The organism is Sphingomonas sp. Leaf357 (assembly GCF_001423845.1).
Lineage (GTDB): Bacteria > Pseudomonadota > Alphaproteobacteria > Sphingomonadales > Sphingomonadaceae > Sphingomonas.
In genome coordinates, this window is record NZ_LMPM01000001.1 from 2,333,195 (window position 1) to 2,354,534 (window position 21,340).

At 67.7% G+C, this 21,340-nt stretch carries 9 protein-coding genes; all 9 read left to right on the top strand.

All coding sequences use genetic code 11. From position 1 onward, the window contains the following. The first annotated feature begins 20 nt into the window (after positions 1-20). The 9 genes from ASG11_RS10970 (at position 21) to ASG11_RS11010 (ending at position 21,318) form a co-directional block, all read left to right on the top strand. Complete coding sequence (locus ASG11_RS10970) at positions 21-2,159, top strand: glycoside hydrolase family 2 protein (protein ID WP_236697460.1); 2,139 nt, start codon at positions 21-23, stop codon at positions 2,157-2,159. Then, positions 2,156-4,438, top strand: a complete 2,283-nt coding sequence (locus tag ASG11_RS10975) for a beta-N-acetylhexosaminidase (protein ID WP_055778949.1) — start codon at positions 2,156-2,158, stop codon at positions 4,436-4,438. The genes ASG11_RS10970 and ASG11_RS10975 overlap by 4 nt, the downstream gene beginning before the upstream one ends. Continuing rightward, positions 4,438-7,029 (top strand): beta-mannosidase, encoded by a 2,592-nt coding sequence (locus ASG11_RS10980; protein WP_055778952.1) that lies wholly within the window; start codon positions 4,438-4,440, stop codon positions 7,027-7,029. Before ASG11_RS10975 ends, ASG11_RS10980 begins: the two co-directional genes overlap by 1 nt. Continuing rightward, complete coding sequence (locus ASG11_RS10985) at positions 7,026-9,671, top strand: beta-mannosidase (RefSeq protein ID WP_055778954.1); 2,646 nt, start codon at positions 7,026-7,028, stop codon at positions 9,669-9,671. Before ASG11_RS10980 ends, ASG11_RS10985 begins: the two co-directional genes overlap by 4 nt. Before the next feature lie 305 nt (positions 9,672-9,976). Beyond that, a complete protein-coding gene (locus ASG11_RS10990) occupies positions 9,977-12,442 on the top strand; it encodes a glycoside hydrolase family 3 C-terminal domain-containing protein (RefSeq protein ID WP_236697461.1) in 2,466 nt (821 codons plus the stop codon). Continuing rightward, positions 12,439-13,875, top strand: a complete 1,437-nt coding sequence (locus tag ASG11_RS10995) for a glycoside hydrolase family 125 protein (RefSeq protein WP_156363736.1) — start codon at positions 12,439-12,441, stop codon at positions 13,873-13,875. Before ASG11_RS10990 ends, ASG11_RS10995 begins: the two co-directional genes overlap by 4 nt. Next, positions 13,872-16,178 carry a GH92 family glycosyl hydrolase gene (locus ASG11_RS11000; protein WP_055778960.1) on the top strand — a complete coding sequence of 769 codons (2,307 nt, stop codon included), beginning with the start codon at positions 13,872-13,874 and terminating at the stop codon, positions 16,176-16,178. The genes ASG11_RS10995 and ASG11_RS11000 overlap by 4 nt, the downstream gene beginning before the upstream one ends. Then, positions 16,175-18,541 carry a glycoside hydrolase family 95 protein gene (locus ASG11_RS11005; protein WP_055778963.1) on the top strand — a complete coding sequence of 789 codons (2,367 nt, stop codon included), beginning with the start codon at positions 16,175-16,177 and terminating at the stop codon, positions 18,539-18,541. Before ASG11_RS11000 ends, ASG11_RS11005 begins: the two co-directional genes overlap by 4 nt. Continuing rightward, positions 18,538-21,318, top strand: a complete 2,781-nt coding sequence (locus ASG11_RS11010; RefSeq protein WP_055778964.1) for an alpha-L-rhamnosidase — start codon at positions 18,538-18,540, stop codon at positions 21,316-21,318. The genes ASG11_RS11005 and ASG11_RS11010 overlap by 4 nt, the downstream gene beginning before the upstream one ends. Positions 21,319-21,340 lie beyond the last annotated feature (22 nt).

A 21,340-nucleotide genomic window follows, 5' to 3' on the forward strand; every position in this document is an offset into this window, starting at 1 on the left:
TGCGGGCGTTGCGGCGTGCCGTGGCGCTCGCGTTTTTTTGCCTATCCGGCGCGGTGGGGGATCCGGCGGCGGCGGAGCAAGTCGATCTCGACGGCGGCTGGTCGTTCTGGCTGGCGAAGGGCGCGCCCGCCGAGGCACCTCCGGTCCCGAACTGGCTGGACGCCGATCCGGCCGGGGCGGAGGCGGTGACGGTGCCGCACAGCTGGAACCTCACGCGCGGCGCGGACGCGGATGGTGTGGGCTGGTACGCACGCACGCTGATCCTGCCGGACGGATTGGCGGGCCGGCATCTCGAACTGCATTTCGGGGCGGTGTTCTATCGTGCGCGCATCTGGGTGAACGGCGTTGCCGCTGGCGCGCACGAAGGCGGGCATACCGCGTTCGATCTCGACGTGACCCGATTGCTGAAGCCGGGTGCCAACCGCATCCTCGTCGCCGCCGACGACCGGCCCGGCTTCGCGACCATTCCCGGTTACGCCATGCGGCTCGCCGGGTCCGGCAACGTCTGGTACGATTGGTGGCGGAACGGCGGGATCACGCGCGACGTGTCGCTGCGCATCGCCGAGGGCGGGCTGATCCGCCGCCAGCGCATCGGCCAGACGCTGACCGCCGAGACGGCACGGGTGACCACGGCGGTGGCGCTCGAGAATATCGACCATCGCCCGCACGCCTATCGATTGACCGCGATCGCGATCGATCCCGATGGCCGCGAGGCGGCGCGGAGCGACATGAGAGCGACGATCGCGGCGGGCGCTGCGGCGCAGTCCGTCGCGACCTTGGCGATCGCGAAACCGCAATTGTGGAATATCGGCGCGGGCAAGCTCTATCGCATCGTCGTCGAACTGCGCGACGAAACCGCCAGACTGCTCGACCGCCGCGAGGATACGATCGGCCTGCGCACGATCGCGATCCGCGACCGAAGGCTCTACGTCAATGGCTTGGCCGTGCGGCTGACCGGCGTGACCCGGCATCAGGACTCGCCATGGGAGGGCGCGGCGGAAACGCGTGGCACGATCCTGCACGACATGCGCGATCTCGCCGCGCTGCATGTCACGCTGACGCGCCCGGTGCATTACCCGCAACCGCAGGCAGTGTTCGACGCCGCCGACCGCGCCGGCATGCTGCTGATCCCAGAAATCCCGATCTGGCAGATGAAGGCGTCGCAACTCGGCGATCCGCGTCTGCTGACGCTGGCCAAGGCGATGATGGGCGAGATGATCGCGGAGAGCGGCAATCATCCGAGCGTGCTCGGCTGGAGCGTGATGAACGAGAGCGATGCGGCCTCGCCCGAGGGGCTGGCCTTCGTGCGCGCGATGAAGGCCCATATCCGTCAGCTGGATCCGGATCGTTTCGTCACCTTCGCGGATTCCGATATCGCGATCCGCCCGGTGCGCGTGCCGGCGCTGGCGGAGGCGGATTTCGTCCTGGCCAACGCCTATTTCGGCACCTGGAGCGGGGCGGCGAACCGCGTCGAGCCCTGGCTCGACGCGTTCCAGAAAAGCTATCCCGACAAGATGCTGGTGATCTCCGAATTCGGCTGGCCGGGGCCGTTCTCCGCCGACAGCGCCAGCGCGGATGTCGCGCGCACAGCGAACCTTCAGGAACAACTGGCTGCCTTTGCCGGCTGTCCGTTCGTCGGCGGCGCGATCTTCTGGAGCTATCAGGATTATCGCTCGAACAAGAACCTGTTCGCGGGGCAGGCGGACGGACTGGTCGATCACGGGCTGGTCGATGGCGATCGTCAGCGTCGGCCGAGCTACTTCGCCTGGGAACGCGCGACACGGGCCGTTTCGGCGAGCGCTGCCTGGACGATGGCCGGCGACATTCCCACCGGCTTCACCGCGACCGTCGCCGGGGCGGCGGGGGGCGCGTTGCCGTCCTATCCGCTGGTCGGCCATCGGCTGCGCTGGCGCGCGATCGGCGGCGACCGCGCGCTGCTGGGGGAGGGCGAGCAAAGCCTCGCCACGATCGCGCCCGGTGCCACCATATCGATCGCCGCCGGCTGGACCGCGCGCGCGACCCCCGTGACGCTGACGATCGACATATTGACCGCCGATGGCACGCGCGCCGGCGGCGTGGTCGAGACCTTCCGTCCGTTCAAGGCCGGGTCCGCCGTCTTTCCGCCCGATTCCGCCCAATTGCCGAAAGTCTCGCAATGATCCGATTTCGTACCCTCGCACTTGCCGTGCTGCTGTCATCGACCGCGGCGCTGGCCGAGACGCCCAAGCTGGTCCCGATGCCGGCCTCGATCGCACTGGCGAAAGGGGGCCTGCGCATCGCCGAAGGCGCGGGGATCACGGCGGCCGATCGGGGCGCGGGCATCGCCGCCAGGCTGCTCGTCCAGCGCGTCAAGATCGATCGGGGGATCGCCTTGCGCACCGATGCGCCCGGGCCGATCCATATCGTGCGGGATGCGAGCATTGCCGGCGACGAAGCCTATGTGCTGACGATCGATGCGAGGGGAGCGACGATCACGGCGAGCGGCGATGCCGGGCTCGTGCATGGCGCGATGACACTGGCGCAACTGCTCAGCCCGGATGCGGCGATCGGCAAGCCGGTGATGCTGCCCGCGCTCGTCATCCACGATGCGCCGCGCTTCAAATGGCGCGGCGTGATGGTCGATCCGGCGCGGCATTTCGTGCCGGTCCCCACGCTCTATGGCATCATCGATCAATTGGCCGCGCAGAAGCTGAACGTGCTGCACCTGCATCTGACGGACGATCAGGGCTGGCGGGTCGAGATCAAGCGCTATCCCGATCTAACGCGGATCGGTGCGTGGCGCACGCCGCCGTCGTCGGGCCAGACGCCGACGGCCAAGGTCGGTGGCTTCTACACGCAGGACGAGCTGAAAGCGCTGGTCGCCTATGCCAGGGATCGCGCAATCACGATCTTGCCGGAGATCGACATGCCCGGCCATGCCCAGGCGGCGGTCGCCTCCTATCCCGAGATCGGCGTGCTGGGGGACCGGCCCGAGGTCGGGCACGATTGGGGCGTCAATCCGTGGCTGTTCAGCCCGGACGATCACAGCATGGCCTTCATCAGGAACGTGCTCGACGAACTGATGGCGATCTTTCCGTCGGAATTCATCCATGTCGGCGGCGACGAGGCGGTCAAGGATCAGTGGGAGCGGTCGCCCGCGGTGCAGGCGAAGATGAAGGCGCTCGGCCTCAAGACCGAGATGGAGATGCAGAGCTGGATGATCGACCAGCTCGGCGAGTATCTGGCGCAGCATGGCCGCCGCCTGATCGGCTGGGACGAGATCCTCGAAGGCGGCCTGCCGGCCTCGGCCTCGGTGATGTCGTGGCGCGGCGAGAAGGGCGCGGTGATCGCCGCCAATGCCGGCCATGATGTGGTGCTGAGCCCCGCACCGACCCTGTATCTCGACAGTCTGCAGAGCGATCATGCCGACGAGCCGCCGGGCCGGTTGTCCGGCGGCAAGTCGATCGTCACGCTGGCCGACCTGTACAAATACGATCCCGCCCCCGTGGGTCTGGCACCCGACAAGGCCAGGCATGTGCTCGGCGCTCAGGCCAACGGGTGGAGCGAATATCTGGTCACGCCGGAGCAGGTGCAGCATGCCCTGTTCCCGCGCCTGTCGGCGCTGGCCGAACTCACCTGGTCGCCCAAGGACAAGCGCGATTTCGCGTCCTTCGTCACCCGCATGGCGCCGCAGATGGGCCGCTATGCCCGCGCCGGGATCGCCGCCGCCGACAGCGCCTTTGCGGTCGATATCCGGTTGCAGGGCACGCGCGGCGACGCGCTGCGCACCGGCAAGGTGGCGGCGGCGCTGTCGACCCAGACCGGCTTCGGCACGATCCGCTACACGCTCGATGGCAAGACGCCGACGGCGCGTTCCAGAGCCTATGCCGCGCCGCTGTCCGTCGCCCCCGGCGTCGTGATCCGCGCCGCCGCCTTCGCCGCCGACCGCCGCCCCACCGCGCTGCCGAGGCGCTTCGAGACGAGCCGCGCGATGCTGTTGCGGCGCAGCGCTTCCGATCTGGCGGCATGCCCCAAGGGCGATCTCGGCCTGCGCGTGCCGCTGACGGCCGACGCGACGGGCAATGCGCCGGTCTACAACGTCAACATCTTCGACACCTGCACGATGTACCCGGCCGCGCCGCTGGACGTGGCGGGCGGCTTCACCGTCGATGTCGCTCGGCTCGCACGACATTACGGGCTGGCGCACGACACGACCAAGCAGAGGCAATATTACAAGGTGACCGAGCATGGCGAGCTGATCGTGCGGAGCGGCGGGTGCGACGGCCCGGTCGCGGCGACGTTCCCGCTGCCCGATCCCGCGACCAGCCCCAATCGCATGAGCTTCAAGGGCGCGTTGCCGAAAGGCACCGGCGATGCCGACCTGTGCATGCAGTTCACCGCCTCGATCGCCGAACCCTTCTACACGGTCGAGGCGATGCAGCTGAGCGAGCGCGACTGATGCGCCGTCTGACGCTGCTGCTGGCGATGTTGCCGACCTGCGCCTGGGCGGCACCGCGCACTTCCGTCCCGCTGACGAGCGGCTGGACGATGCGCATCGACCCGGGCGACCGGGCGGCGGCGAAGGCGCACCCCAAGGCCGCACGCTGGCTGCGCGCCACCGTGCCGGGCAGCGCGCAGACCGATCTGATCGCGGCGAAGATCATCCCCGATCCCTATGTCGGGCTGAACGAGGCCGAGGTGCAATGGGTCGGGCTGACCGACTGGCAGTATCGCACGACGCTGGGCGCGACGCCCGACCTGCTCGGGCGCGGTCATGTCGATCTGGTGTTCGACGGGCTGGACACCTTCGCCGAGGTGCGGCTGAACGGCACGAAGCTGCTCGCCGCCGACAATGCGCATCGCCGCTGGCGCGTGCCCGTCAAGGCACTGCTGAAACCCGGTGCGAACGACCTGCTCGTCACGTTCCGCTCGCCGATCCGCACCTTGCAGCCGATGGTGCTGAAGACGCCGCATCCGCTGCCCGGCGAATATGATTCGGTCTTCGGCGACGAGCCGGCCGGCCGGCAGACCTCGCCCTATATCCGTAAACCCAAATACCAATATGGCTGGGATTGGGGTCCGCGCATCGTGACGCAGGGGATCTGGCGCGCGGCGCGGATCGAGGCGTGGGACGATGCCCGGATCGAAACGCTGCGCGTCGTGCAGGAAGGCCTGACGCGCAACGAGGCGCGGCTGTCCGCCGAACTGGACGTGGTGGCGGGCGAGGAACGGCCGGTGACCCTCGCCATCGCCGTCACCGCGCCCGACGGCAGCGTCACGCAGGCCACGCGCACCGTGACGGTCGCGGCGGGCGCGAGCCATGTCGCGGTGCCGATCGCGATCGCAGATCCGCGCCTCTGGTATCCCGCCGGCTACGGCGCGCAACCGCTCTACACGGTGACGGCGACGCTGGCGGGCAGCGACACCGCCACCCGCCGCACCGGCCTGCGCAGCGTCGAACTGCGCCGCGACAAGGATGTGCAGGGGCGCGGCATGGCGTTGGTCGTCAACGGCATTGCCGTCTTCGCCAAGGGCGCGAACCTGATCCCGTTCGACATGGTCCCGGCGCGCGTACCCGTCGCGCAGATCCGTAATGTGCTGGCCGGCGCGCGCGACGCCAACATGAACATGATCCGCGTGTGGGGCGGCGGTTATTATCTCGACGACGCCTTTTACGATCTGGCCGACGAAATGGGCCTGATGGTCTGGCAGGACTTCATGTTCGGCGGCGCGGTGACCCCGCCAGATCGCGAATTCCGCGAAAACGTGCGGATCGAGGCGGAGGAGCAGGTCGATCGGCTTCAGGCGCATCCCTCGATCGTGCTCTGGGCGGGCAATAACGAGGTGCTGAGCGGCTGGGATCGCTGGTCGGACCGGGTCGCGTTCAAGAAGGCGGTCGGCGCGGACGAGCAGGAACGCGTCGGCGTCGGCATGGCGGTGCTGTTCGGCCAGGTGCTGCGCGACGCCGCCGAGCGCCGCGATCCCGATGCGGTCTATTGGCCTGGGTCGCCGAGCAGCAATTACGAAGGCAAGCCCGATACCGATGCCGATGGCGACCGGCATTATTGGGACGTATGGGCGGGTAGCAAGCCGGTCGAGGCCTATCTGAACAGCTGCCCGCGCTTCATGTCCGAATATGGTCTGCAGGCGATGCCCGACATCCGCACCATCGCCGCGTTCGCACGACCCGGCGATCTCTCGCCGACCTCGCTCGTGATGAAGGCGCACCAGAAGTTCATGAAGGGCGAAGGCAATGATCGCCTGCTGTTCTACATCCGCCAGAACTATCGGAGCCCGCGCGATTTTGCCGAATTCGTCTATCTCAGCCAGGTAATGCAGGCCGAGGGGATCGCACTCGCCGCGCTCCACCACCGCGCGTGCCGCCCGGTGACGATGGGATCGCTCTACTGGCAGTTGAACGATGTCTGGCCGGGCGCATCCTGGTCGAGCATCGATTATTACGGCCGGTGGAAGGCGCTGAACTTCCACGCGCGGCGCTTCTTCGCGCCGCTCGCGATCGCCGCCGAGCGCAAGCACGGGACGACGAGGATCAGCCTGATTTCCGACGCCGTCACGCCGATCGAGGCGCGCTGGCGGGTGCGGACGCTGGACGTGGACGGCAAGGTGCTGGCGGCGCGCGAGACGGCGACGACGCTCGCACCGCTGTCCGCGACGGCGGTAGCGACCTTGCCCGATGCCGCCGTGTTCGCCGGCGGCGATCCCGCCCGCACCGTCGCGGTGGCGGAACTCCTGGTCGATGGTCGCGCGGTCTCGCGCACGTTGGTCACGGGGGTCGCGCCCAAGGACATGGCGCTGCCCGATCCCGGCATCACCACGCGCTGGGACGGCGACCGGCTGACGCTGACCGCCACCCGGCTGGCACGCGCGGTATGGGTCGATTTCGGTGCGATCGATGCGACGCCGTCCGATAACGCCTTCGATCTGCTGCCCGGCGAAAGCCGCACCGTCACGGTCCAGTCCGCCGCTTCGGCCGCGGCACTCACCCGCGCGCTCACTGTTCGCACGCTTGCAGGCCTGTCTCCGTTATGACGCGATTGCTCCTCGTCCTGCTCGGCCTGTTGCTGGCGCCGCTGGCCAGCGCCCAGCCGCTCCTCTCGCCGATCACGCGCACGCTGGACGCCGGCTGGCAGGTCCGCCTCCTGCCGGGCGACGCAAGCGCCAAGGCGCACAAACGCGCCGCAAGGTGGTTGCCCGCGACAATTCCAGGATCGGTGCAGACCGACCTGATGGCCGCGCGCCTGCTCGCCGATCCGTGGGTGGGTGAGGGCGAACGCGCGGCGCAATGGGTCGGCCTGTCGGACTGGCAATATCGCAGCGTCTTCACCGTCGACGCGGCCATGCTGGCACGGCATGACGTCGATCTGGTGTTCGACGGGCTGGATACGTTCGCGGCCGTGCGGGTGAACGGCACGCAGGTGCTGGCCGCCGACAACATGTTTCGCACGTGGCGCGTCGCGGCCAAGGCCTTGCTCAAGCCCGGCGCGAACGTGATCGAGATCGATTTCGCCTCGCCGATCAAGAAATTGCTGCCGATGGCGCTCGCGCTGAAGAACCAGTTGCCCGGCGCGTATGACAGCGCGTTCGGAGACGAGCCGAAGGGTGTCCAGACCGCCAATTACGTGCGCAAGCCCGGCTATCATTTCGGCTGGGATTTCACGCCGCGCATCGTGACGCTGGGGATAAGCAAACCGGTACGGATCGAGGCCTATGACGGGGTGCGCCTGTCCGGCTTCCATATGCAGCAGGTTCATCTCGATGATGACGTCGCGGTGTTGGACGCGAAGGTCGAGATCACCGCGGCCGCGCCGCGCGATGTCGAGGTGCGCGTCGATATCACCGCGCCGGACGGGGCCGTGCAGACTCTGACCCGCACCGTCACCCTGTTCGCCGGCACGAACCCGATCGTCCTGCCGGCACGGATCGAGAAGCCGCGTCGCTGGTGGCCGGTCGGATACGGCGCACCCGATCTCTATGCCGTGAAGGCCACCGTCACCGCGCAGGGCGAGACGCTGGGGCAGGCCGCGCACGATATCGGCCTGCGCACGGTCGAGATGCGACGCGAGAAGGACCAATGGGGCCGCGGCATGGCATTCGTCGTCAACGGCGTGCCGATCTTCGCCAAGGGCGCGAACTTCGAACCCGCCGACAGTATCCCTTCGCGCGTGCCGGCCGCGCGCACCGATGCCGCATTGGAGGCGGCGGTCGCGGCCAACATGAATATGCTGCGCATCTGGGGCGGCGGCTATTACCCGGACGATGCCCTGTTCGATAAGGCCGACCGGCTCGGGCTGATGCTGTGGCAGGATTTCATGTTCGGCAACGCCGTGCCGCCGAACGACCCGGTGCTGCACGAAAGTACGAGGGCCGAAGCGATCGATCAGGTGCGTCGCCTGCGCAATCACCCGTCGCTGGTGATGTGGAACGGCAATAACGAGGTGCAGGTCGGCTGGGAACGCTGGGGCGATCGCAAGGCGTTCCAGAAGGCGCTCGGTGCCGACGGGCAGGAACTGTTCGGTGCGAGCATCCGTCGCCTGTTCGACAAGGATCTGCGCGCGATCGTCAAGGAACACGCTCCCGGCGCGCTGTATTGGGGCGGTTCGCCGACCAGCGATTATGACGGCCCGTCCGACAAGCTGAACGATGGCGACATGCATTATTGGCAGACTTGGTCCGGCGCACCGCTCGACGATTATCTGACGGTGGTGCCGCGCTTCATGTCGGAATTCGGGCTGCAATCCATGCCCGGCCTGCGTACCACGCGTGAATTCCTCGGCAAGCGCCGGCCCGAGGACCTGCCGGTGCAGATCGTGGGCAGCGCCTATGACAGCGGCAAGGGCAACGGCCGCATCCTGAAATATCTGCACGACGATTATGGCGATCCGAAATCGTTCGTCGATTACATCTATCTGTCGCAACTGTTCCAGGCCGAGGGGCTGGAACTGTCGGTGATCCGCCAACGCGCCTCGCGCCCGCAGAGCATGGGCACGCTGTATTGGACGCTCAACGACACCTGGCCGGGGCTGATCAACTCGATCTGGGCGGGGCAGGCGTGGGGCAGCATCGATTTCCACAATCGCTGGAAGGCGAGCCATTACCGTGCCCGCCGCTTCTACGCGCCCGTCACGATCGGTGCCCAGCATATCAAGGGCGAGACGATCGTGACGCTGATCTCCGACCAGCGCGCGGCATTCGGCGCGCAATGGCGGCTGCGCGTCTTGGATCGTGACGGCGCGCTGCTGTCGGAGCGTGGCGGCGACGTCACCGCCGCACCGCTGGCGGCGACGCCGCTCGCGAAGATCGCCGATGCCGATCTGCTCGGCACGGCCGACCCGAAGCGCAGCGTCGCGGTCGCCGAGCTGATCGTGGATGGCAAGACGGTCGCGCGGCAATTCAGCTATTTCGTTCATGCCCGCGAACTGACGCTGAGCGATCCGGGGCTGGCCGCGACGATCGCCGCCGCGCCCGGCGGTGGGTACACGCTCACGGTTTCGACCAAGACGCTGGCCCGCGGCGTGTGGATCGATTTCGGCACTCTCGACGCGGCATTGTCCGACAATGCTTTCGATCTCGCCGCCGGAGACAGCGTGACGATCGCCGTCACGTCGAAGGCATCGCTGGCGCAATTGCGCCGGTCGCTGACGGTGCGCAGCTTTTATGGAGCGACGAAGTGATGCGTTCGGGTTTGAAGATGATTCACGCGAAGGCGCGAAGGCGCGAAGTAGAAGGTGGGTTCGCGCGGAGCAGCGGAGCCGCGGAGATTCCGTTCCATGCGGCATCAGCCGCTCTTCATCGCCAGCGTTGGGAGAGTGGAAGCACGCCGCCGCGCGCGAACCTCCTCCGCGCCTCCGCGGCTCCGCGTGCATCGTTCTTTCTTCGCGCCTTCGCGCCTTCGCGTGAAAAACTCTTCCTTGTTCTCGCAACGATGCTGGCGGCAACACCCGCAACAGCGCGAGACATCGACCCCGCCATCGCGGGCATGACGCTCGACGAGAAGGTCGCGCAATTGAAGAGCGGCGCGCCGGCCATCCCTCGGCTCGACCTGCCCGCTTATGACTATTGGAACGAGGGGCTTCACGGTCTCGCGCGCAATGGTATCGCCACCGTCTTCCCGCAGGCGATCGCGCTGGCGGCGACCTGGGACACGGCGTTGGTCGAGCGCGTCGGCGACGTGATCTCGACCGAGGCGCGCGCCAAATCCAACGCTTTGCCCAAGGGTGATCGCAAGCGTTATCAGGGGCTGACGATCTGGTCGCCCAACATCAATATCTTCCGCGATCCGCGCTGGGGGCGGGGGCAGGAGACGTACGGCGAGGACCCGTTCCTCACCGGCAGCATGGGCGTCGCGTTCGTGCGCGGCCTGCAGGGCCCCGATCCGCTTTATCCCAAGGTGATCGCCACGCCCAAGCACCTCGCCGCGCATAGCGGGCCGGAGGCGGGGCGCGATGCGTTCGACGTCGACATCAGCCCGCGCGACCGCGAGGCGACCTATCTGCCGGCGTTCCGCATGGCGCTCACCGAGGGCGGGGCGCGATCGGTCATGTGTGCGTACAACTCGATCCACGGCGTGCCGGTCTGCGCGTCGGAGGCGCTGCTCGACCGAACGCTGCGGCGCGACTGGGGCTGGCGCGGTCTGGTCGTGTCGGACTGCGACGCGATCGGCAACATCGCCAACTTCCATTACTATCGTCCCGACCATGCGAGCGGATCGGCAGCCGCGATCGCCGCCGGCATGGACCTCAATTGTGGCCGCACCTATGCCGCCTTGGGGGATGCGGTGCGGCGCGGGCTGGTGCCGGAACGCCTGATCGACACCAGCCTGTCGCGCGTCTTCACCGAACGCCGCGCGCTGGGCGGTGCCTTCGGCGCTACCAGTCCGTGGGACAAAATCAAGCCGAATCAAGTGGATACGCCTGCCCACCGCGCGCTTGCGCTGGAGGCGGCGCGCAAGGCGATGGTGCTCGTCGCCAATACCGGCGTGCTCCCGCTGAAGCCCTCCGCCCGCATCGCCGTGATCGGCCCCAACGCCGACAGCCTCGACGTGTTGGAGGCCAACTATCACGGCACCGCCGCCGCGCCCGTCACTCCGCTCGCCGCGTTGCGCGCCAACTTCGCCAACATCCGCTACGCCCAAGGCGCAAGCATCGCGGACGGCGTACCCGTGCCCGTGCCCGACACCGCGCTGAAACTGCTCGGCGAATATTTCCACGGTCCCGACTTCGCCGGCACGCCCGTGGTGCGCGCGGATCGGACGATCGACTTCGACTGGGATCGCACCGCGCCCGCGGCCGGCATCGACCCGGCTTTCTGGTCCGTCCGCTGGACCGGGACGCTCACCGCGCCGGCGGCGGGCGCCTACGTGCTGCGGCTGGATGTCCCGCGCTGCTTCGATTGCAAGGGGCATGACCCTTCACGCCTGTGGATCGACGGCACGCTGATCGCCGACGACGACGGCAGCGGCACCAAGGTGGAGGTGCCGGTGACGCTCACCGCCGGCGCGCATGATATCCGGATCGAACTTGCTCATAGCGGCGAGGATCAGGGCATGCGCCTGACATGGATCGCGCCGCCGGCGGCGCAGATCGCCGAAGCCGTCACGGCGGCACAGGAGTCCGACGCGATCGTCGCGTTCGTCGGCCTGTCCCCCGCCGTCGAGGGCGAGGCGCTGGGGATCGAGGTGCCAGGTTTCTCCGGCGGCGACCGTACCGATATCGGCCTGCCCGCCGCACAGCAACGCCTGCTCGAAGCAGCGAAGGCGACCGGCAAGCCGCTGGTCGTCGTGCTGATGAGCGGCAGCGCGGTGGCGCTGCAATGGGCGAAGGAGCATGCCGATGCGATTCTGGTCGGCTGGTATCCGGGGCAGGCCGGCGGCCAGGCGATCGCCGATACGCTGATCGGGAAGAGCAACCCCGCCGGACGATTGCCCGTGACCTTCTATGCCCGCACCCGCGATCTGCCCGCGTTCATCGACTACAACATGCGCGAGCGCACCTATCGCTATTTCACCGGTACACCCCTCTGGGGGTTCGGCCATGGCCTGAGCTATACCAGCTTCGCCTATGCGGCACCGGTATCTAAGGCGCGCATCGCGGCGGGCGAAACACTCACCGTGGTGGCCAGCGTCACCAACAGCGGCAAGCTGGCGGGAGACGAGGTGGTGCAGGCCTATCTCGTGCCACCGGCTCCCACCGCCAAGCCCGGTTTCAACGATCCCGTGCTGCAACGCCAGCTCGTCGCCTTCCGCCGCGAGACGCTGAAGCCCAAGCAGACCAAGCGTGTGACCTTAACGATCGATGCGCGTGCGATGAGCAGCGTCGATGGGGCCGGCAACCGTCGTGTGGCGCCGGGCGAATATCGTCTCCACGTCGGCGGTGGGCAGCCCGGCGATGGGCCGGGCATCGATACGGTCTTCACCGTCACGGGAACGCAGGACGTGCCGAAATGATCGCCCCCCTGATCGACCGCCGCACCCTGATCGCCAGTGCCGCGGCTCTGAGCGTGACCGGACCGCTCCGCGCCGCGCCGCCCGCCTTTGCGAGCAAGCGTCCCGCGCTTGCCGATCGCCGCTTCACCAGCCCGGCGGTGGAGCGCGAGATCGCACGCGTGTCCGCGAAGATCGCAGACCCAGAACTCGCCTGGATGTTCGGCAATTGCTATCCCAACACGCTCGACACCACGGTGTTCATGGGGCGCGTGGATGGCAAGCCAGATGCGTTCGTCATCACCGGCGATATCGACGCGATGTGGCTGCGGGACAGCTCGGCGCAACTGCATCCGTATCTGCGGTTGGCAGCGAATGACCCGGCCTTGCGCACTCTGTTCCACGGCCTGATCGGCCGGCAGGCGCGCTCGATCCTGATTGATCCTTATGCCAACGCCTTCATGCACGACCCGGCCGCACGCACGAACCTGTCTTGGTCGCTGAAGGACGTGACCGACATGAAGCCCGGCGTCGCCGAACGAAAATGGGAACTCGACTCGCTCTGCTATCCGATCTGGATTGCGCACGGCTACTGGCGGGCAACCCGCGATACCGCGCCGTTCGATGCGCTCTGGGCGGAAGCCGCCCGAGCATCGATTCGCACGATGCGCGAGCAGCAGCGCAAGGACGGACCCGGTCCGTACCGCTTCCAGCGCGCATCGAAGATTCCGAGTGAAACGCTGATGCTCGACGGCTACGGCCCACCGTCTCGCCCGATCGGCCTGATCCATTCCAGCTTTCGCCCGGCGGATGATGCCTGCATCTTCCCGTTCCTGATCCCGTCGAACCTGTTCGCCGTCGCCGCCCTGCGCCAGCTGGCGGTGCTGGCCACCGAGGCGCGGCCCGAGCCCAAATTGGCGGCAGATGCGCTAGCGCTCGCCGACGAGGTCGACGCCGCCCTTCGACAATACGGCACGATGCGCGATACCGATGGGCAGCAGATCTGGGCCTATGAGGTGGACGGCATCGGCAACGCGCACTTCATGGATGACGCCAACGTACCGAGCCTGTCGGGCCTCGCTTATCTCGGCTGCGTGTCGCGCGACGATCCGCTGTGGCGCCGCACGGCGGAACGCGCATGGAGCCCGCGCAATCCGTATTTCTGCTCGGGGAAGGTTGCGGACGGCATCGGCAGCCCGCACACTTGGCTGAAGCAGATCTGGCCGATGAGCATAGTCATGCACGCACTCAACGCCCGGGATGACCGCACCGTCGGGCAATGCCTGCGCTGGCTGAAGGCGAGCCACGGCGGCACCGGCTTCATGCACGAATCCTTCGACCAGGACGACGCAGCGAAATTCACCCGCAGCTGGTTCGCCTGGGCCAACGGCCTGTTCGGCGAACTGATCCTGGATGTCGCAGCCCGACGCCCCGCTCTCTTGAAAGCCCTTGTATGAAGATCAGCCGCCGCACGCTTCTGGCCGGCACCGGTGCGCTGGCGCTCACCTCGCGTGCCGTCTTCGCCGCACCTGCCGCGCCAGCCAAGCCCGATCTGTTCATCGGCACCGGCGGGCACGGCCATACCTATCCCGGCGCGACGCTGCCATTCGGGATGGTTCAGCTCAGCCCGGACACCGATGTCGAACGCTGGGATGCGTGTTCGGGCTATCACCGCACCGACACGTCGATCATGGGTTTCAGCCATACGCATCTGTCGGGCACCGGTATCGGCGACATGCTCGACGTGCTGGTCGTGCCGACCACCGGTCCGGTGAAGCTTATCCCCGGTACGCTGGCCGATCCTGACGCGGGCTATCGCCAGCGCTTCAGCGCGGAACAGGCCGAGCCGGGCTATTACGCGGTGACGCTGGAATCCGGCGTGCGATCCGAGCTGACCGTCACCGATCGCACCGGCATCCAGCGCCATACCTTCCCGGCAGGCGCTGGGCATATCCTGGTCGACCTGTCGCACCTGATCCTCGACAGTTCGGACACGAAGCCGCTGATCGACGAGGCCTCGCTCGCGATCGACGAGACCGGGCTGCTGACCGGCAGTCGCCGCGTATTCCGCTGGGCCAAGGGGCGTCGGATCCATTTCGCGATGCAACTGTCGCGCAAGCCCGATCGGGTCCAGTTCTACGGCGACGCCGACGCGCCGGCCCCGGCGGACGCGAATGGTGTCGTGGGCAAACGCCTGAAGGTCGTGCTGCATTACGACGATGCCGGCGCCGCGCCGATCCTGATCCGTACCGGCATCTCCGCGGTTGATGTCGCCGGCGCGCGCGCCAACCTGTCGGCGGAAGCGCGGCATTGGAACTTCGATCGCTATCGTGCCGACTCGGCGCGGCGCTGGAAACCGGCGCTCGAGACGGTGAAGGTCGAGGGCGGCACGCCGGACCAGCGCACGATCATGGCCAGCGCGCTCTATCACACGCAGCTCGGGCCGACGCTCTTCTCCGACACGGATGGCCGTTATGTCGGGCTCGATCGGCAGGTCTACCGGATCGAGGGCAAGGCGCGTGCCTACAGCACCTATTCGCTGTGGGACACGTATCGCGCGCTGCATCCCCTGCTCACGCTGATCCAGCCCGAACGCAGCGCCGAGCTGACCGGCGATCTGATCCGCCAGACGCAGCAGAGTCCGTACGGCCCGCCGGCTTGGCCGTTGCAAGGGGTCGAGACGGGCTGCATGATCGGCTGGCACGCGGTCTCGGTGCTGGCGGAGGCGAGGGCAAAGGGCATTCCCGCCGATTATGCCGCCGCCTGGCCGAACGTCCGCCGCCGTGCGTTCGACTTCGCCATGCCGGACAAGGACCACAGTCTGGGCCGCGAGCCCTACGACCGGCTCGGCTTCATCCCCGCCGATCAGGTTTGGGAGTCGGTCTCGCGCACGCTCGAATATTCGTATGACGATTATGCCTCCGCATCGATCGCCGATGCGGCGGGTGCCACCGCCGATGCCGCGCGCCTGCGCCGGCGCAGCGGCAATTGGCGCAACGTGTTCGATGCGAAGATCGGCTTCGCGCGGCCGCGATTGGCGAACGGCGACTGGGCCTTGCCCTACGATCCGATCGCGCTCGGCCATTCGAAGAAGTGGCGGGATTTCACCGAGAGCAATGGCTGGCAGGGGACGTTCGTCAACCAGCACGATGTGCACGGCCTGATCGTGGCGATGGGCGGCGATGCTACGTTCGAGGCGAAGCTGGATGCGTTGTTCGACGGCCCCTCGACGCTCCCGGCCGACGCACCGCCCGACATCAGCGGGCTGGTCGGCCAATATGCGCACGGCAACGAACCGAGCCACCATGTCGCCTATCTCTACACCTATTGCGGCGCGGCGTGGAAGACTCAGGCCATGGTCCGCCGATTGCTGACCGAGATGTACAAGGCCGATCCCGACGGGATCATCGGCAACGACGATTGCGGCCAGATGAGCGCATGGTTCGTGCTGTCGGCGCTCGGCATCTATCCGGTCGATCCGGTCAGCGCCAACTACGTGCTGGGCAGCCCCTTGTTCGACCGTGCCGAAATGCGGTTGGGTGGTGGCAGGCGATTGATCGTAGAGGCGCGCGGCAACGCCCCCGACCGACCCTATGTCCAAAGCGTGACGTGGAACGGCCGCCCGTGGACGAAAAGCTGGATTGCGCATGCCGATATCGCCCGAGGCGGGCGGCTGGTGTTCGAGATGGGCGTCGCCCCCAACCGCGATTTCGGCCGCGCGCTTGTCGATCGCCCACCGCCGCCATCGCGCATGCCGTGACCACGCGCCGCACGGTGCTTGGCGGCATGGCGGCGGGCCTGCTGCCGGGCTGGACGCAAACTGCCTTCGCGCGAATGACGCGGGGTGGGGACAGCCGGACGCTGCGCTTCGCGACGCCGGCGGAGAAATGGCTGGAAGCCGTTCCGGTCGGCAACGGGCGCATCGGTGCCATGGTGCATGGCGGGATTGCCGAGGAGCGGATCGCGCTCAACCATATCGAGTTATGGTCCGGTCGCGCATCGCAGGACGACCGGCCCGAGACGCTTGCCGCATTGCCGGAGGTCCGCCGCCTGCTGTTCGCCGGGCGCTATGCCGAGGCCAACGCGCTGGCTCAGGCGCGGATGATGACGCCGATGAACCCGGAGACTTACGGGTCGTACCAGACACTCGGTGATCTGCTGCTCGCGTTCGATCATGGCGAGACGGTGACGCAGTATGAGCGCACACTCGACCTGGCGACCGGCGAGGCGCGGGTCGATTACACGATCGGCGGGCATCGTCATGCCCGAACGATCCTGTGTTCGCATCCCGATGCGGTGCTGGCGATCCGGCTGACGACGACCGCGCCCGCGGGCCTCGCACTGACCGTGCGGTTGCGGCGGAGCCAGGATGCCGTCGTCACGCCGACCGGCACGGTCCTGCATCTGCGCGGCCGGCCGAAACCGTATGGCGTAACCTTCGCCGCCGATCTGTCCTGCGATGCCGAAGGCGGCACCGCGACGGCGACGGTTGACGGTATCCGCATCGCTGGCGCGCGCAGCGTGACGCTCTTGCTGACCGCAGCGACGGATCTTCTCGCGCCCGATCCGGTCGGCCACGCCAGCGACGCGCTCGCGGCGGCCCGTCGCACATCCTGGCCTGCGCTGGTCGCCGCGCATCGGGCCGATCATCGCGTTTTGTTCGATGCGGTCGCCCTGAAGCTCGGGTCCGCCATCGGCACCGGAGCGCCGCCTCCTGCACTGGCACAGGGCGGTGACGAACATGCTCTGGTCGAGCGGTATTTCAACGTCGGGCGCTATCTGTTGATCGCGTCGTCGCGGCCGGGGTCGCTGCCCGCCAATCTGCAGGGGCTATGGGCGGACGGGTTCGCCCCGCCCTGGGGCGCGGATTATCATATCAACATCAACCTGCAGATGAACTATTGGCCGGCCGAGGTTTGCGGCCTCGGCGCGCTCACCGCACCGCTGTTCCTGCACGCCGAACGGCTACTGCCGCATGCGCGAACGACGGCGCGGGTTGCATACGGCTGTGCCGGTGCGGCGGCGCACTATACCAGCAATCCCTGGGGGTACACCGCGCTGGACGGCGACCTGCTGTACGGGATGTGGCCGGAGGGGCTGGCGTGGCTCTCGCTGCATTTCTGGGAGCATTACCTGTTCGGCGGCGACGACCACTTCCTGCGCGACCATGCCTATCCGATGCTCGAGGCCTGTGCCGAGTTCACGCTCGACTATCTCGTGCCGCATCCGGCGACGGGCAAGCTGGTCGCCGGGCCGGCGACCTCTCCGGAAAACAGCTATCGCCTGCCCGATGGGCGCAGGGGCGCGATCACGATGGGGCCGGCAATGTCGCAGTCGATCGCCTATGCGGTGCTCAGCCGATGCCGCGATGCGGCCGTGCTGCTCGGCAAGACGGCGATGGCGATGCGCTGCGACAATGCGATCGGCACCCTTCAGCGGCTGCGTATCGGCGCCGATGGGCGGATCATGGAATGGCCCGAACCCTTTGCCGAGACGGAGACCGGGCACCGGCACATCTCGCACCTGTTCGGCCTCTATCCCGGCGACGAGATCGACAGGGATACGACGCCCGATCTCGCCGCCGCGGCGCGGAAGACGCTCGCGGCTCGGCTCGCGGGCGGTGGCGGGCAGACCGGATGGAGCGCGGCCTGGCTCACCATGTTCCGCGCGCGGCTGGGCGAGGGGGATCAGGCCTGGGCGATGCTGCGCAAGCTGTTCCGCGACTCCACCGCCGACAATTATTTCGACACCCACCCGGCGGATGACGGGCCGATCTTTCAGATCGACGGCAATCTCGGCGCGACGGCGGCGATCGTCGAGATGCTGATGCAGAGCCATGACGGCCGCCTGCGGATCTTGCCGGCACTGCCAGGCGCGTGGCCCGATGGCAGCATCACCGGCATCCGCGCCCGTGGTGGCGTCGCGGTGGATATCGTCTGGCGCGGTGGCTTGGCACGGCGGGTGCTGTTGAGGCCGGAGCGCGACGCGACGTTCGCGATTTCCCCGCCGCCGGGCCAACGGCTCATGCGCGTGCTGAAGGACGGACGCGAGCATCCGGCCGGACCGGTGCTGCAGCTGCAGGCCGGCCACGCCTACGCCTTGACCTTCGGCGCTCGCCAATGACACACCTCACGCGGCGCGAGACGCTTGCGCTTCTGACCGCGTCGATCGGCACGCCGTCGCTCGCTGCACAGGCCGAAGCGATCGGCACGCTTCTGCCCCGCGACCTGCGTATCGACCATCGCATCGCGCCGGCGGGGCTGGCGACCGCACGGCCGAGATTCGGCTGGACGCTCGCCGCGCGCGATCCGGCGCAGCGCAATCTGCGCCAGTCCGCCGCACGCGTGATCGTCACCGATCCCGGCGGTACGACCTTGTTCGATAGCGGGCGCATCGACGGTCCGTCGCTCGCGCTCGTGCCGCCGCAGGACCTCGCGCTGCCCGCGCAGACGCCGCTAGACTGGCGCGTCATGGTCTGGGATCAGGATGCACGCGCATCGCCCTGGAGCAGACCCGCGCGGTTCGTGACCGGGGTCGAGGGCGCTTGGCGAGGATTCTGGATCGCCGCGGAACGCGATGGCCCGATCACTGCGCCGCCCAGCGAAGGCGCTCCGCCCGCGACGTCCACTTATACGCTGCCGCTGCTCCGCCGTGCCTTCAGGATCCAGCGTGCGGTGCGGCATGCCGTGCTCTGCGTAGCGGGGCTCGGGGCGCATACGCTCAGCATCAACGGGCGCGAGCCGTCGCGGGCTTTGCTCAACCCCGGATGGACCGATTTTCGCAAGACGGTGCTGTACGAGACGATCGATATCACCGATCATTTGCGCGTCGGGGCGAACATGCTCGGCATCCGCCTGGGTGGCGGCATGTACGACGTCGCAAAGCGACCCGGGCGATACACCAAGTTCGTCGGGTCGTTCGGTGCCCCCAAGCTGATCCTGCAACTCCGCATCGTGCACGACGATGGCAGCGAACGCTGGATCGTCAGCGACGGCGATTGGCGGACGCGGCCGGGGCCGATCCTGTTTTCCTCGATCTTCGGCGGCGAGGATCACGATGCGCGCCGCGAACCGATCGGCTGGGATCTGCCCGATGCCGGCGATGCGGGCTGGGCACCGGTCGTGGCGACGACGGGCCCCGGCGGGGCGCTGCGGCCGCAGACGACGCCCGGCCTGACCGTCGCGGAAAAGCTGAAGACCGTCGCGGTGACGCATCCCGCCCCCGGCATCGCGGTGCACGATCTCGGCCGCAACATCGCAGGTCGCCCACGCCTCACCGTGCGCGGCAAGCCCGGCACGACGATCCGCATCACGCCGGGCGAATTGCTCGACGCTGCCGGCCGCGTCACCCAGGCGAGCATGGGTGCCTCCGCGCGCGAGGCGATCCGGTTCGATTACACCCTCGGCGGATGCGGCGACGATGAGGACGAACAGGTGTGGACGCCGCGCTTCGCTTATACCGGCTTCCGGTATCTCGAGGTCGAGGGGGAGGGCGTCGTCGCGCTGGATGGCGAGTTCATTCGCGCCGATCTGGCGTCGAGCGGCGGCTTTGCTTGCAGCGACCCGCACATCGAAGCGATTTACGGCCTGATCCGACAGGCGGTGCTGAGCAATGTCGCGACCGTCCTCACCGATTGTCCACATCGCGAAAAGCTCGGTTGGTTGGAACAGACCTGGCTCAATGCCGGGACGGTATTCCATACGATCGAGGCGCTGCCGCTTTACGACAAGACGCTCGGCGACATCATCGACGCGCAGCGCGACGACGGAATGGTCCCGTCGATCGCCCCGGAATATATCCGCTTCGTCTATCCCAACGGGCAGGACACGCCGTTCCGGCATTCGCCCGAATGGGGTTCGGCGGTGGTGCAGAGCCCATGGGCGGCGTACCGCTTCGGTGGCGATCCGGCGATCCTCGCACGGGCATGGCCGGCGATGCGGCGGTATATGGACTATCTGGCGACGCGGTCGGTTGATGCCACTCTCGATGTCGGGCTTGGCGACTGGTACGATATCGGCCCCAATCCGCCGGGCGCAGCGCAATTGACGAGCCGTGCCTTCACCGGCACCGCGATCTGGTACGCCGATCTGCGGGCGATGCAGGCGATCGCGACGATCCTGGACAAACCGGCGGAGGCGGCGGCGTGTGCCGGTCAGGCCGATCGGCTGAAGGCGATCATCAACGCCCGCTTTCTCGATCCCGGAACCGGCGGATATGATCGCAACAGCCAGACGGCCAACGCGATGGCGCTCGTCCTCGATCTGCCACCGGCCGAGCGACGCGACGCGGTGCTCAACCATCTGATCGCCGATATCCGCGCGCGTGGCGACCATGTTTCGGCGGGCGATATCGGCTTCCATTATGTCGTGCGCGCGCTTGCCGCCGCGGCGCCAGAACGGCTCGCCGTAATGCTCGCGCGGCGCGATGCGCCCAGTTACGGCGCGCAACTTGCCAAGGGCGCGACCGCGCTGACCGAAGCGTGGGACGCCAATCCGTCGTCTTCGCAAAACCATTTCATGCTCGGTCACGCAATGTCCTGGCTGTTTACGGGACTGTGCGGGATCGACTGCGATTTCGCGCGCGGTGTCGAAGACGCGCTATGGATCGCGCCTACGCCGGTCCCCGGTATCACAGCCGCGGCCGCATGGCTGGTCACGCCGTTCGGTACGGTGCGGACTCGTTGGCGGACAGTGCGCGGCCGCTTCCATCTCGACGTCGCCATACCTGCCGGCGCAAGCGCGCGGATCCGTATGCCCGCCACCACTGCAAACACGATCCGCGAGAGCGGACGTCCGCTGTCGGCGCGACCCGAGATCGGCGTATCCAAAGGTCCGCTAGGGGCAATCGACCTACGCGTCGGGTCGGGCACGTACCGATTTACGGCGTCGCTCTCCACCTGAAGCGCGACGAAGTCGTTCCTCT

What these genes read in the sequence shown, in the direction of transcription:
- ASG11_RS11010 (WP_055778964.1), top strand. Translation starts at nt 18,538, where the DNA reads ATGACACACCTCACGCGGCGCGAGACGCTTGCGCTTCTGACCGCGTCG.
- ASG11_RS10990 (WP_236697461.1), top strand. Translation starts at nt 9,977, where the DNA reads ATGACGCTCGACGAGAAGGTCGCGCAATTGAAGAGCGGCGCGCCGGCC.
- ASG11_RS10975 (WP_055778949.1), top strand. Translation starts at nt 2,156, where the DNA reads ATGATCCGATTTCGTACCCTCGCACTTGCCGTGCTGCTGTCATCGACC.
- ASG11_RS10985 (WP_055778954.1), top strand. Translation starts at nt 7,026, where the DNA reads ATGACGCGATTGCTCCTCGTCCTGCTCGGCCTGTTGCTGGCGCCGCTG.
- ASG11_RS10980 (WP_055778952.1), top strand. Translation starts at nt 4,438, where the DNA reads ATGCGCCGTCTGACGCTGCTGCTGGCGATGTTGCCGACCTGCGCCTGG.
- ASG11_RS10995 (WP_156363736.1), top strand. Translation starts at nt 12,439, where the DNA reads ATGATCGCCCCCCTGATCGACCGCCGCACCCTGATCGCCAGTGCCGCG.
- ASG11_RS11000 (WP_055778960.1), top strand. Translation starts at nt 13,872, where the DNA reads ATGAAGATCAGCCGCCGCACGCTTCTGGCCGGCACCGGTGCGCTGGCG.